The organism is Rhizobium laguerreae (assembly GCF_002008165.1).
Lineage (GTDB): Bacteria > Pseudomonadota > Alphaproteobacteria > Rhizobiales > Rhizobiaceae > Rhizobium > Rhizobium laguerreae.
The window spans coordinates 293,895-306,306 of record NZ_MRDM01000014.1 but is presented as its reverse complement, the minus strand read 5'-3'; the positions used below and the strand labels follow the sequence as shown (position 1 = coordinate 306,306).

The 12,412-nt window shown below is 60.9% G+C and carries 12 protein-coding genes and 1 pseudogene; 9 read left to right on the top strand and 4 right to left on the bottom strand.

Annotated features, from left to right (window positions below; all coding sequences use genetic code 11):
• Window positions 1–265 precede the first annotated feature (265 nt).
• The 6 genes from BS630_RS17220 to maiA all read left to right on the top strand — a co-directional run bounded on the left by BS630_RS17220 (window position 266) and on the right by maiA (window position 5,010).
• Window positions 266–1,315, top strand: coding sequence for an alpha/beta fold hydrolase (locus BS630_RS17220; RefSeq protein WP_025394839.1), 1,050 nt, complete (start codon window positions 266–268; stop codon window positions 1,313–1,315).
• Between the two features lie 126 nt (window positions 1,316–1,441).
• Window positions 1,442–2,182, top strand: a complete 741-nt coding sequence (locus tag BS630_RS17215; RefSeq protein WP_077978363.1) for a response regulator — start codon at window positions 1,442–1,444, stop codon at window positions 2,180–2,182.
• Complete coding sequence (locus BS630_RS17210) at window positions 2,179–3,501, top strand: sensor histidine kinase (protein WP_077978362.1); 1,323 nt, start codon at window positions 2,179–2,181, stop codon at window positions 3,499–3,501. Before BS630_RS17215 ends, BS630_RS17210 begins: the two co-directional genes overlap by 4 nt.
• A gap of 209 nt (window positions 3,502–3,710) precedes the next feature.
• Window positions 3,711–4,127, top strand: coding sequence for an organic hydroperoxide resistance protein (locus BS630_RS17205; RefSeq protein ID WP_077978361.1), 417 nt, complete (start codon window positions 3,711–3,713; stop codon window positions 4,125–4,127).
• Between the two features lie 66 nt (window positions 4,128–4,193).
• Window positions 4,194–4,355 carry a hypothetical protein gene (locus tag BS630_RS37385; protein WP_020050250.1) on the top strand — a complete coding sequence of 54 codons (162 nt, stop codon included), beginning with the start codon at window positions 4,194–4,196 and terminating at the stop codon, window positions 4,353–4,355.
• Window positions 4,356–4,374: 19 nt separating this feature from the next.
• A complete protein-coding gene (gene maiA / locus BS630_RS17195) occupies window positions 4,375–5,010 on the top strand; it encodes a maleylacetoacetate isomerase (protein ID WP_077978360.1) in 636 nt (211 codons plus the stop codon).
• A gap of 88 nt (window positions 5,011–5,098) precedes the next feature.
• Here the strand turns inward: maiA and BS630_RS17190 are convergent.
• A pseudogene (locus BS630_RS17190) lies at window positions 5,099–6,089 on the bottom strand (aldo/keto reductase).
• Window positions 6,090–6,103: 14 nt separating this feature from the next.
• Window positions 6,104–6,499 (bottom strand): (R)-mandelonitrile lyase, encoded by a 396-nt coding sequence (locus tag BS630_RS17185; protein WP_077978359.1) that lies wholly within the window; start codon window positions 6,497–6,499, stop codon window positions 6,104–6,106.
• Between the two features lie 177 nt (window positions 6,500–6,676).
• Between BS630_RS17185 and BS630_RS17180 the strand changes: the two genes are divergently transcribed.
• The 3 genes from BS630_RS17180 (at window position 6,677) to BS630_RS17170 (ending at window position 11,325) form a co-directional block, all read left to right on the top strand.
• The gene (locus BS630_RS17180) at window positions 6,677–7,570 is read left to right on the top strand and encodes a LysR family transcriptional regulator (RefSeq protein WP_077978358.1); all 894 of its coding nucleotides are present in this window, start codon (window positions 6,677–6,679) and stop codon (window positions 7,568–7,570) included.
• Window positions 7,571–7,673: 103 nt separating this feature from the next.
• Window positions 7,674–9,185: an ATPase domain-containing protein gene (locus BS630_RS17175; protein WP_077978357.1), complete on the top strand. Its 1,512-nt coding sequence runs from the start codon at window positions 7,674–7,676 to the stop codon at window positions 9,183–9,185.
• Window positions 9,160–11,325 carry a hybrid sensor histidine kinase/response regulator gene (locus BS630_RS17170; RefSeq protein ID WP_077978356.1) on the top strand — a complete coding sequence of 722 codons (2,166 nt, stop codon included), beginning with the start codon at window positions 9,160–9,162 and terminating at the stop codon, window positions 11,323–11,325. The genes BS630_RS17175 and BS630_RS17170 overlap by 26 nt, the downstream gene beginning before the upstream one ends.
• Here BS630_RS17170 and mobB read toward each other — a convergent pair.
• Together mobB and mobA are read right to left on the bottom strand one after the other, a co-directional pair.
• A complete protein-coding gene (gene mobB / locus BS630_RS17165) occupies window positions 11,257–11,778 on the bottom strand; it encodes a molybdopterin-guanine dinucleotide biosynthesis protein B (RefSeq protein WP_077978355.1) in 522 nt (173 codons plus the stop codon). The genes BS630_RS17170 and mobB overlap by 69 nt on opposite strands.
• Window positions 11,775–12,404, bottom strand: a complete 630-nt coding sequence (gene mobA / locus BS630_RS17160; RefSeq protein ID WP_077978354.1) for a molybdenum cofactor guanylyltransferase MobA — start codon at window positions 12,402–12,404, stop codon at window positions 11,775–11,777. Before mobA ends, mobB begins: the two co-directional genes overlap by 4 nt.
• Between the last annotated feature and the right edge of the window lie 8 nt (window positions 12,405–12,412).

The window sequence follows — 12,412 nt, the reverse complement described above, 5'->3', positions numbered from 1 at the left end:
ATGTGTCGGGTTTGGCGGGGAAATGTACCGAACTATTGCGATGAGGCGCTGACGATACAAAGCGATACAAACTACCGTCCCGGCGTGGGCCGCGGCGAAATGTCTGCTGCCGGTGCGATGCTTTGCTCGGTCGCCGCGATTGTATCAGAATGTATCCTCACGGCCGGAAGCTACATCCGTATTCAAAAACCGGAGACTTGCGACATATGGTCGATACAAGCGCCGCGTCATATCCGCACTGTGATCCATTCGACAGGAGAGACCAATGTCAGAGCAAATCAACCATCACCGCCGCCGTTTCTTCGGCATGACGGCAGTCGCCCTTGCGGCCGTCGAGTTCGGCGTGGCCGGCATGGCCGCCGCCCAGTCGCCCACGACGGCCGCATCGGTGCCAGCTATAAAGCCTGGGACCAACACGTCCTTTGAAGCGCTGAAACAGGTAAAGGCAGGCGTGCTCGATATCGGTTATGCCGAGGCGGGAAAGGCGGATGCCCCGGTCGTATTGCTGCTGCATGGCTGGCCCTATGACATCTATAGTTTCGTCGATGTCGCGCCGCTGCTTGCTTCGGCAGGTTACAGGGTGATCGTGCCTTATCTGCGCGGTTACGGGACGACCCGCTTCCTGGACGATCAGACGCCGCGCAATGGCCAGCCGTCAGCGCTCGCCGCTGATATGATCGCGCTGCTCGATGCGCTCGATATCGAGAAGGCCGTCATTGCCGGCTACGACTGGGGCGGGCGGACCGCCAATATCATGGCGGCGCTCTGGCCCGAGCGCTGCAAGGCGATGGTATCGGTGAGCGGCTACCTGATCGGCAGCCAGGAGGCCAACAAGAAACCGCTTCCGCCCAAAGCCGAACTTGCCTGGTGGTACCAGTTCTATTTTGCCACCGAACGCGGCCGTCTGGGATACGAGACCAACACCCATGATTTCGCAAAGCTCATCTGGCAGACGGCTTCGCCAAAGTGGAACTTCGACGATGCGACATTCGACAGATCGGCCGCCGCTTTCGCCAATCCTGACCACGCCGCGATCGTCATTCACAATTACCGCTGGCGCCTGGGGCTTGCCGAAGGCGAGGCCAAGTATGATGCCTACGAGACGACGCTTGCCACAACGCCCATCATTTCGGTGCCGACCATCACCATGGAGGGCGATGCAAACGGTGCGCCGCATCCGCAGCCTTCCGCTTATGCCGGAAAATTCTCCGGCAAATACGAGCATCGCACGATCGGCGGCGGCATTGGCCACAACCTGCCTCAGGAAGCGCCGCAGGCTTTTGCGCAGGCGGTCATAGACGTCGATCGTTTCTAGGTCGACGATGCCGGTTGCAGCGCCTCGTTGCTCTGGCCAGCGGAATATGCGTAGGTCGCGTCTGTCGCTTCGGTCAGGAACGAAGCGACCGGCGCGGCCGCTTCTATCGATAAGGAACAGGGAAATATGGATCATGTCGATCACATCCTGATCGTCGATGACGATCGCGAAATCCGCGAGCTGGTCTCGGGCTATCTGCAGAAGAACGGCCTGCGCACGAGCGTTGCCGCCGACGGACGGCAGATGCGCAGTTTTGTCGAAGCCAATGCGGTCGACCTGATCGTGCTCGACGTGATGATGCCCGGAGACGACGGGCTGGTGCTCTGCCGCGAACTGCGCGCCGGCCGGCACAAGACGATCCCGATCCTGATGCTGACGGCCCGCACCGACGAGATGGACAGGATCCTCGGGCTGGAAATGGGCGCCGACGACTATCTTCCCAAGCCCTTTGCTGCGCGTGAGCTTCTTGCCCGCATCAAGGCGGTGCTGCGGCGCACGCGGATGTTGCCGCCCAACCTTCAGATCAGCGAAGCCGGGCAATTGTTGACCTTCGGCGACTGGCGGCTCGATACGGTCGCCCGGCATCTTCTCGACAGGGAAGGGACCGCGATTGCGCTGAGCGGCGCCGAATACCGTCTGCTCCGCGTCTTCATCGACCATCCGCAGCGGGTGCTCAATCGCGACCAGCTTCTGAGCCTGACGCAGGGCCGCGACGCCGATCTCTTCGATCGCTCGATCGATCTTCTGGTCAGTCGCCTGCGTCAGCGGCTGGGCGACGATGCGCGCGAACCGACCTATATCAAGACGGTGCGCAGCGAAGGTTATGTGTTTTCGGTTCCAGTCGAAATATCGGAGCCGCGCCAATGAAGGCGGCAATCCCCTTACATTCGGGCCTGACGTGGCCGAGTACGTTGCGGTCGCGGATCTTCCTGATCCTGCTGATCGGACTGGCCTTAGCCTACGGTCTGTCCTTCAGTGTGCTCTATATGGAGCGGTACATGTCGGCCAAGGCGGTGATGCTCGGCACGCTGGAAAATGACGTCGCAACCTCGATTGCCGTTCTCGATCGGCTTCCGCCCGGTGAGCGTGGCGATCTGCTCGACCGGCTGAGCCGCGGCAACTATCGTTTCGTGCTCGGGCCCGGCCTTCCCGGCGTGCCTGACACGTCAAGCAAAGGCTCAGAAATCTCAGGAAAGATCGAGGAGGCTATCGGGCATCGCTTTCCGATCCGGATCGAACGGATTCCTGGCGATGTGAACCGATTGCAGGCGCATTTGACCCTGAGCGACGGAAGCCCTTTGACAATCGACGTCACACCGAAGGGCGTCATGCCGATCGCCGCTTGGCTGCCTTATGTCTTCGTCGTCCAGATGGTGCTGCTCATCCTCTGTACCTGGTTTGCGGTTCGCCAGGCGATCCGGCCGCTTGGCGAGCTTGCCGCCGCCGCCGATGCTCTCGATCCGAACAAGGACGGTCCGGCTTTGAGCGAGGTCGGGCCGAGCGAGGTCGCGCATGCGGCAAGGGCGTTCAACGCGATGCGGGAGAGGATTGCCCATTATCTCGAAGAGCGCGTCCAGATATTGGCGGCAATCTCGCATGACCTGCAGACGCCGATCACCCGCATGCGGCTGCGCGCCGACATGGCGGAGGAGTCACCGGAGAAGGACAAGTTGGTGCACGATCTCAGCGAAATCCAGCGCCTCGTCCAGGACGGCATAGCCTATGCGCGCAGTGCGCACGGCAGTGGGGAGAAAAATGCCCGCATTGACCTTGCCTCGTTCATCGACAGCATAGCCTACGACTACCAGGACATCGGAAAGGCGGTCACCGTCATCGGCCTGGTTCAGGGTGCCGCTTTCACCAAGCCGCATGCCCTTCGCCGCATCCTGTCGAACTTCATCGACAATGCGCTGAAGTTTGCCGGCTCCGCCGAGATCAGCGTCGAGCGCAGCCCAGAAAACGATATCATCATCACTGTCATGGACCGCGGGCCTGGAATTCCCGACGATATGCTCGAGGCTGCCATGCAGCCTTTCTTCCGGCTGGAGCAATCCCGCAACCGGGAAACCGGCGGCACCGGTCTCGGTCTTGCGATCGCCCAGCAGCTGACGGCCAAGATCGGTGGGTCGCTCCGGCTCTACAATCGCGCCGGCGGTGGGCTTGCCGCGGAAATCACTATCCGTTGACATCAGGGGCGCTGCAAAATTTCGAGACGTTTTGTATGCGAACATGTCCTCGATATCTGCTGCTACGCTTTGTGACATTTCGGGCATTTTTGGAAACATGGCGGATATATCCATCGGCCAAACCACACTCCGTCAACCCCGGTCGCGCAACGCGACCAGTCGCGCTGAGCGACCCAGTCGCCTTTAGCGACGCAACAAAGGAGTGTTCCATGATAAAGATCGACAAGGTTCTCTATACCGGCAAGACCCACACGACAGGCGGGCGCGACGGCGCTTCGCAAAGCGACGGCGGCGAATTGGACATCAAGCTTTCGCCTCCAGGCAGCAACCGTGCCGGCACCAATCCCGAACAGCTTTTCGCCGCCGGCTGGTCTGCCTGCTTCATCGGCGCGATCGGCATTGCTGCGGCTAAACAGAAGATCCGGCTTCCCGCAAATCTTGCCGTCGACACCGAGGTCGATCTCGGGGCGACCGACGGCGACTATTTCCTGCAGGCTCGCCTCAAGGTCAGCCTGCCAGGTATCGAAGCGGATCTGGCAAGGGCGCTTGTGGATGAAGCGCACCGCACCTGCCCCTATTCGAAAGCAACCCGCGGCAATATCAATGTCGAATTGAGCATTGCCTGACAGATGGGATCGATCGCCAAAAGGAAACATGACGAGGCCGATCGGGCCTCGTCGATGGAGGAACCAATGAGACTGATGATCATCTGCTTTCTGGGAGCGGCGATTTTCGCAGCGCCCTGCATCTACGATGTAAGTTCACAGGAGCCGTCGCCGCTTGCCGGCCTCGTGACGGCGGCATCCGCAGCTTCATCCTCAGGGGAGCGGCCGCCGCTCCAGCTGCTCTTTTAGATCACCAGGGAGAAAGACAGTGAAACTCTATCAGAACGAAATTTCCTCGGCGACATCTCGAGTCCGCATTGCACTCGCCCTGAAAGGCCTGACGGCCGAAGCGCTGCCGGTCACCATCCTCGGCGAAGATTCCGAGAGCCGACAGGCTGGATATCGCAGCGTCAATCCGCAGGGACTTGTGCCCGCCTTGTTGACGGATAGCGGCGTTCTCCTCACCCAGTCGCTGGCGATCGTCGAGTATCTCGATGAGCTGCAGCCTGAACCGCCGCTGCTGCCCGACACGGCGGAGGGCCGGGCGCAGGCACGGTCGATCGCGCTTGCGATCACAGCCGAGATCCATGCGCTGTTGCCGCCGCGGATCGGCCTGCATCTCAAAACAGCCTTCCAAGCCGACGCCGATGCCATCGCCGCCTGGAGCCGTCACTGGATCGGTGAGGGCATGGGTGCGGTCGAGACGATGATCGCCGGCCGCAGGCAAGGAGCTTTCGTTGTCGGAGGCCGCCCGAGTATTGCCGATATCTTCCTCTTCCCGCAGGCGATCAGCGCGAGGCGCTTGGGGTTCGATTTCACGCAATGGCCTAATATCGCGGAGATCGTCGCAAAGCTCGAGGCGATACCGGCTTTTCGCGAGAACGCGCCGACGCCAAGGAAATGATGCGATTGATGAAGAAGCGACCGCAAGCGACTGCGGCTGCATTTCTTCTGGTGTTCGAATGAGACGTCGCTACCCGTTTGGCCGCTTCTCAGCGATTGACCCTTGCCTGCAGATGGGCGGCGGTAACGATCACCCTCTACCTTGATCGTGGCGAGCGCGCTTTCGATACTGGCGAGATCCTCGGCCGTCAGTTCCACCTCAGCGGCCTGGATGTTCTCCTCGAGGCGATGCAGCTTGGTGGTGCCGGGGATCGGCACGATCCAGCGCTTCTGCGCCAGCAGCCATGCGAGAGCCACCTGGGCAGAGGTTGCCTTCTTGCGCGTGGCAATCTCCGCGAGGAGATCGACGAGTACCTGGTTGGCCTTTCGCGCCTCCTGAGAAAAGCGCGGCACGATGTTGCGAAAGTCTTTGCTGTCGAAGGTGGTCGTCTCGCTGATCGCGCCGGTGAGGAAGCCCTTGCCAAGCGGGCTGAAGGGCACGAAACCGATGCCGAGTTCTTCGAGCGTCGGCAGGATTTCCTGCTCGGGTTCGCGCCACCACAGCGAATATTCGCTCTGGAGTGCCGCCACCGGCTGGACGGTATGGGCGCGGCGGATCGTCTGGGCGCCCGCTTCCGAGAGGCCTAAATGCCTGACTTTGCCTTCCGCGATCAGTGCCTTGACCGTTCCGGCGACATCCTCGATCGGAACATCGGTGTCGACGCGGTGCTGGTAGAAGAGATCGATGACATCGGTCTTCAAACGCTTCAGCGCCTGGTCGGCCACCGCGCGGATCTGTTCCGGCCGGCTGTTCATGCCGCTCTGGCCGCCATTGGCATCGAAGTTGAAACCGATTTTCGTGGCGATCACCACCTCTTCGCGGAAGGGGGCGAGGGCCTCTCCCAGAAGCTCTTCGTTCTTATAGGGGCCGTAGGCCTCGGCCGTGTCGAAGAAGGTCACGCCGCGTTCAAATGCCCGCCGGATCAGCGCGATGGCCTCCGAAATGTCCGTCGCCGGTCCATAGCCATAGCTCAGCCCCATGCAGCCGAGACCGATGGCTGAGACTTGAAGTCCGCTCTTTCCAAGTTCACGCTTCCGCATAGACGTTTCCTTTTCTAACCTTGGTATTGCGTATCGGTGACATGCTCCATCCAGTCGACGACCTTGCCATCGAGCTGTTCCTGGATGGCGATATGGGTCATTGCCGTCGTCGGCGATGCGCCGTGCCAATGGCGTTCAGCCGGAGCGAACGAGACGACGTCGCCGGCGCGGATTTTCTCGACGGGACCGCCTTCGCGCTGCACGCGACCGCAACCCGATGTGACGATCAGCGTCTGGCCGAGCGGATGGGTGTGCCAGGCGGTGCGGGCTCCGGGCTCGAAGGTAACGCTGGCGCCAGCCGCTCGTGCGGGGTTGGTAGCGGCAAACAGCGGGTCGACACGCACGCTGCCGGTAAACCAATCGGCCGGTCCTTTGGCCGAAGGCTGCGAACCACTTCGCTTGATCTCCATTTTTATCTTCCTTCCAATGTCGGGGTGGCCCGGTCAGTCCAGCCGGGCGCGTCCGCCTGGGCGGGACAGGTCCGCCTGGGCAGGACAGGTCCGCCTGAGATGACAGGATATTTAGCGCGTGCGCTTGGCCGCGATTAGTTGGTATAAACGGCAAGAACCCATGAGAAAGTTTCATAAATGCCGCGCCCCGTCGTCAATGACCTCATCGCCTTCCTCGCCGTCGCGCGCGCTCAAAGCTTCACCAAAGCGGCGGGCAAGCTCGGTGTCTCACAATCGGCGCTGAGCCACACCATCCGAGGGCTCGAGGAGCGGCTTGGACTGCGATTGCTGACACGCACGACGCGCAGCGTCTCGCCGACGGAGGCCGGCGAACGTCTGCTCGTCTCCATCGGGCCGCGGCTCGACGAGATCGAGAGCGAACTGGCTGCCTTAAGCGCATTCCGGGAGAAGCCGGCAGGCACTGTCCGCATCAATGCCGGCGAGCATGCGGCCGATGCCGTCCTCTGGCCCGCCTTGGAACAGCTCTTGCCCCATTATCCTGATGTCAATGTCGAGATCATCGTCGACTACGGTCTGACTGACATCGTCGCCGAGCGTTACGATGCGGGGGTGCGGCTTGGAGAACAGGTGGCGAAAGACATGATCGCGGTGCGCATCGGCCCCGACATGCGCATGGCCGTGGTCGGCGCTCCCACCTATTTCGACAGCAAGCCGACGCCGCTAACGCCGCAGGATCTAACCGACCACAGTTGCATCAATCTGCGCCTGCCGACTTATGGCAGCGTTTATGCATGGGAGTTCGAAAAGAACGGGCACGAGCTCAGGGTTCGCGTCGAAGGACAGTTGGTCTTCAACAATATCGCGCTCCGGCTGAACGCAGTGTTGGCGGGCATGGGTCTCGCCTACATGCCGGAGGACTTGGTCGAGGCACATCTTGCCAACGGGCGGCTGGTGCGAGTCCTCGAAGATTGGTGCCCACCATTTTCCGGCTACCATCTCTACTACCCGAGCCGCCGGCATACGTCGCCGGCATTCGCCCTCGTCGTCGATGCGCTTCGCCATCGGAGTTAAATCGCCGACCCCTCGGATCAGCACATTGGGACCATACGCGCTTGACCATTTGACATTCCTTCGACCGCCACTAATTCACAGTATAAACTGAAGGAAACAATGAATGAATACTGCTGTGCCTGCCATGAAAGCGCGGACCGGAGTGTCCGGTTTGGACACAATTCTGGCAGGGGGCCTTTCGCCAGGGCACGTGTTTCTCCTGGAGGGAAATCCGGGGGCGGGCAAGACAACGATTGCCCTGCAGTTCCTGATCGAAGGTGCGCGGCTCGGCGAGCAGGGGCTCTACATCACCCTTTCGGAAACCGAGAGTGAACTCCGTGCCGGTGCCGCATCGCACGGCATGGTGATCGACGGCAATATCGAGGTCTTCGAGGTCGTGCCTCCGGAAAGCCTGCTGGATGCCGACCAGCAGCAGAGCCTGCTCTATTCATCAGATCTGGAACTCGGAGAGACGACAAAGGAGATCTTTGCCGCTTTCGAGCGGATTAAGCCAAGTCGCGTGGTTCTCGACAGCCTGTCGGAGATAAGGCTTCTAGCTCAAAGCTCGCTGCGCTACCGCCGCCAGATCCTTGCGCTCAAACACTATTTTGCCCGGCAGGGGGCGACAGTCCTTTTGCTCGATGATCTGACGTCCGACGTGCTTGATAAAACGGTGCATAGCGTCGTGCACGGGGTCATCCATCTCGAGGAGATGGCGCCGAGCTACGGCGCTGAGCGCCGGCGGCTCAGGATCACAAAGTACCGTGGGCAAGCCTTCCGGGGCGGTTTCCACGATTTCACCATTCAAACCGGCGGCGTCATTGTTTTTCCACGTCTCGTCGCCGCCGAACATCGGTCGAGTTACGTCCGCGACGAGTTATCCTCAAATATTCCGGAACTGGACCTCCTATTGGGCGGGGGGGTGGAGAGAGGTTCCAGTACGCTTATCCTCGGTCCATCCGGTACCGGCAAGAGTACATTCTCGTTTCAATTCCTGGTCGCGGCGGTTGCGCGTGGCGAGAGAGCGGCGGCCTTCATCTTCGACGAAGAGCTTGGCCTGCTTTTTACGCGGCTCAAGGCGCTCGGAATCGATCTCGAGACGCTCAGGAGCAGCGGTCTAATTCACATCGAACAGCTCGACGCGGCTGAACTGTCACCAGGTGAATTCGCGCATCGCGTGCGCGAATGCGTGGACAAGTCGCACGCCAAGACTGTCATCATCGATAGCATCAACGGCTATCAAGCGTCTATGCCCGATGAAAATTCGCTGATCCTTCACATGCATGAGTTGCTTCAATATTTGAACAGGCAAGGCGCCAATACCTTCCTTACCGTTGCACAGCATGGGCTTGTCGGCGACATGAAGGCGCCTGTCGACGTGACCTACCTCGCGGACACAGTCATACTGCTGCGCTACTTCGAGGCTGCGGGAAGGGTGCGGCGAGCGGTCTCCGTGATCAAGAAAAGAACTGGGCTGCATGAGGATACAATCCGAGAGTATCGTATCGACAGTTCCGGGCTGACGTTCGGGGATCCTCTAGTCGGGTTCCAAGGTGTGCTTCGCGGCGTTCCCGAATTTGTCACCGGCGCAGAGCCGCTCCTGTCGACTGATGGCGGGGATCGCGGCAATTCCTAATTCCGGCAAACCGAAAGCATTGATCTATACTCCCGCCGGACGCGATGCCCAGGTGGCGGTATCGCTAATCGACGAAGCCGGCCTATCATCGATTACGGCTGCCGACCTGAATGTCTTTGCCTCTTTACTGAACGATGAGATCGCGCTTGGCGTGCTGACCGAAGAGGCCGTTCGCTGGAGCGATTTGAAGCCGATTGCTGCCTGGGTCTCCGCCCAGCCAAGCTGGTCCGATCTACCGTTCATCGTGCTCACCACGCGCGGCGGCGGGCCTGAACGAAATCCGGCCGCTGCCAGGCTTTCCGAGGTTCTGGGCAACGTCACTTTCCTGGAAAGGCCGTTCCATGCGACCTCCTTCATCAGTATTGCGCGGACCGCGTTAAAAGGGCGCCTGCGCCAATATGAGGCTCAAGCTCAGCTCGAGGCTTTGGGCGAGGGCGAGCGACGGTTGCAGACGGCGCTTGCAGCCGGTCGTCTTGGGGCGTGGGAGCTGGAGCTATCCTCGATGGCCCTGTCTGCCTCGGCCACCTGCAAGGCAGTCTTCGGCCGAAAGCCGGACGATGATGTCACACGCGACGATCTGATCGCAAGCATCCATCCCGACGACCGGGATCTTGTGCTGGCACGCCTGCGCGAGACGATCGATACCGGACGCGACTATTCGATCGAGCACAGGACAATCTGGCCGGATGGTTCACTCCATTGGACGGAGGTCCATGCGCAGCTTTATTCCGACAGATATGGTTCCGCCAGGAAACTCGTCGGGGTCTGTTCCGATACCACCGCCCGCAAGACCATCGAGGAAAATCTGAGACGCCTCAATGAAAACCTCGAAGAGCGTGTGCGGGAACGGACGAGGGAGGTCAACGCCGCTCACCAGACGCTGCTGGAAGAAGTCGCCCAGCGTGAAAAAGCCGAGGAGCAGCTACGCCAATCGCAGAAGATGGAGGCAATCGGCCAGTTGACCGGCGGCGTCGCCCACGATTTCAACAATTTGCTGATGGTCGTTCTTGGAAATCTTGAATTGCTCGGCAAGCACGTTGCCGGAGATGCCAAGGCGACGCGTCTGGTCGACGGGGCGATTCAGGGTGCGCAGCGAGGGGCGGCCTTGACGCAGCGGCTGCTGGCTTTCGCCAGACAGCAGGATCTGCAGGTCAAGCCCGTCGATCTGACCGAGCTGGTCTCCGGCATGAAAGATCTGCTGCGGCGCTCGGTCGGATCCTCGATCGGCATCGAAACCAATCTGCCGACAAGCCTGCCGCCGGCCCTGGTTGATGCGAACCAGCTCGAATTGGCGCTGCTCAACCTTGCAGTCAATGCCCGCGATGCTATGCCGGACGGAGGCGCGCTGTCCATCTCGCTACGCGAGGAAAATGTTGCCGGCGATAAGGGTGGTCTCGGCGAAGGGCCTTATCTTGTCTTGGCGGTGGCCGACTGCGGCACCGGCATGGACGCGGAGACCCTGAAGAAGGCAGTCGATCCGTTTTTCTCGACCAAGGAACTCGGAAAGGGCACGGGCCTAGGCTTGTCGATGATCCATGGACTTGCCGTTCAGCTCAATGGCGCACTTCGTCTGACAAGCGAGCTTGGGGTGGGGACGACCGCGGAATTGTGGCTTCCGGCGACGGCCTGGCGAACCGAGGTGCCGGCCGAGTCGGAGGTGGTTGTTGAGCAAGCCGCATCCAAACTGAAGATCCTCCTGGTCGATGACGACGCCTTGATCGCCATGAGTTCGGTCGACATGCTTGAAGATCTCGGCCACGAGGTCGTCGAAGCAAACTCCGGCTCGCAGGCGCTGGAACTGATCAGTAGCGGTCAGCATTTCGACCTTGTCATCACCGACTATTCAATGCCCGGTATGACTGGAGCACAGCTTGCCCAGGCCGCGCGGGATATTTATCCGGCATTGCCGATCGTGCTGGCGACAGGTTACGCCGATCTTCCTGCCGGGACCGATATCGATCTTCCGAGATTGGCAAAGCCCTATGATCAGGCTCAGCTCGCCAAGGAAATCGCCAAAGCAATGGCAAGCGAAACGGCTCCGCTTCTTAGATCCGGCGGCGACGCAGGTGGTTCAAAGCCTCGGCTGTTCAAGGCCGACGATGTCAGCGATGAAATCGGCGATGGCGCCTGTGTCGTCTAGATCGAAGACCGGCAGGGCCGTATCCGTGACGGCATGATCGGCGGCGATAGCGCAGATATGGGGATCGCTCGGCGCCAATGGTTCACGATTTGCAGCTTCCAGGCGGCGGGCCTCGATCTTCGGGATCGGCTCGCGCTTGTAACCTTCGATCAGCACGAGGTCGCAGGGGGCGAGGCGGGCGAGGATCTCCTCGAACTCAGGTTCCGGCGCACCGCGCAGCTCGTGCATGATGGCGTAGCGGGTGCCAGAGACGATGGTGACCTCGTGGGCGCCGGCCTGGCGGTGGCGGTAGCTGTCGGCCCCGACCTTGTCGATGTCGAAATCATGATGGGCATGCTTGATCGTCGAGATCCTATAGCCGCGGCGGGTGAACTCCGTCACCAGTCGGACGGCGAGCCCCGTCTTGCCTGAGTTCTTCCAGCCGGCGATGCCGAAGATTTTCGGTGCGGTCATGCGCGGAGGGCCTCCAGCCAGCGTTCCGCCTCGACGAGATCATCAGGCGTGTTGATGTTGAAGAAGGGATCGAGCAGGCTGGCGCGGGTCGGATGCAGCGGGAACGCCACTTCCGTAACGTCATGCCTTAACAGGAAGTCGCGTACGCGGCGCTTCTCGTCGGCGGCGATCCAGGCTTCGAGATCGGCGGCCAGCGTCACTGGCCAGAGCCCGAAGACGGGATGGCTGCGGCCCTCGGAGGCGGCAATGGCGATCTGCGACGAGTGCTCGATCGCCGCCGCCAGCCGGGCGACGAGATCGGCCGGGAAGAACGGGCAATCCACCGAGACCGTGACGACGTGGGTGATTGAGGGAAGGCCGGCAGCATAAACCATAGCCGCATGGATGCCGGCCATTGGTCCGGCCTTGCCGGGAAAACGGTCGGGAACGACAGGCACGTCCTCGGGGGCGGTTTCGGCATTGACGGCAACGAGCAAGGCCTGTTGCGAGAGGCGGGTCAGCACATGGTGGAGCAGGTTCTCGGCCCCGAGCATTACGCCCGCCTTGTCGCGGCCCATGCGCTGCGAACGTCCGCCGGCCAGCACGACGCCCGCTATATGAGATTTATCCAACGAGAATTCAGCCATCATCCTTC

What these genes read in the sequence shown, in the direction of transcription:
- BS630_RS17170 (WP_077978356.1), top strand. Translation starts at nt 9,160, where the DNA reads ATGGCGGGGATCGCGGCAATTCCTAATTCCGGCAAACCGAAAGCATTG.
- BS630_RS17220 (WP_025394839.1), top strand. Translation starts at nt 266, where the DNA reads ATGTCAGAGCAAATCAACCATCACCGCCGCCGTTTCTTCGGCATGACG.
- BS630_RS17175 (WP_077978357.1), top strand. Translation starts at nt 7,674, where the DNA reads ATGAATACTGCTGTGCCTGCCATGAAAGCGCGGACCGGAGTGTCCGGT.
- BS630_RS17180 (WP_077978358.1), top strand. Translation starts at nt 6,677, where the DNA reads ATGCCGCGCCCCGTCGTCAATGACCTCATCGCCTTCCTCGCCGTCGCG.
- mobB (WP_077978355.1), bottom strand. Translation starts at nt 11,778, where the DNA reads ATGACCGCACCGAAAATCTTCGGCATCGCCGGCTGGAAGAACTCAGGC.
- mobA (WP_077978354.1), bottom strand. Translation starts at nt 12,404, where the DNA reads ATGGCTGAATTCTCGTTGGATAAATCTCATATAGCGGGCGTCGTGCTG.
- BS630_RS17210 (WP_077978362.1), top strand. Translation starts at nt 2,179, where the DNA reads ATGAAGGCGGCAATCCCCTTACATTCGGGCCTGACGTGGCCGAGTACG.
- BS630_RS17215 (WP_077978363.1), top strand. Translation starts at nt 1,442, where the DNA reads ATGGATCATGTCGATCACATCCTGATCGTCGATGACGATCGCGAAATC.
- BS630_RS17185 (WP_077978359.1), bottom strand. Translation starts at nt 6,499, where the DNA reads ATGGAGATCAAGCGAAGTGGTTCGCAGCCTTCGGCCAAAGGACCGGCC.
- BS630_RS37385 (WP_020050250.1), top strand. Translation starts at nt 4,194, where the DNA reads ATGAGACTGATGATCATCTGCTTTCTGGGAGCGGCGATTTTCGCAGCG.
- BS630_RS17205 (WP_077978361.1), top strand. Translation starts at nt 3,711, where the DNA reads ATGATAAAGATCGACAAGGTTCTCTATACCGGCAAGACCCACACGACA.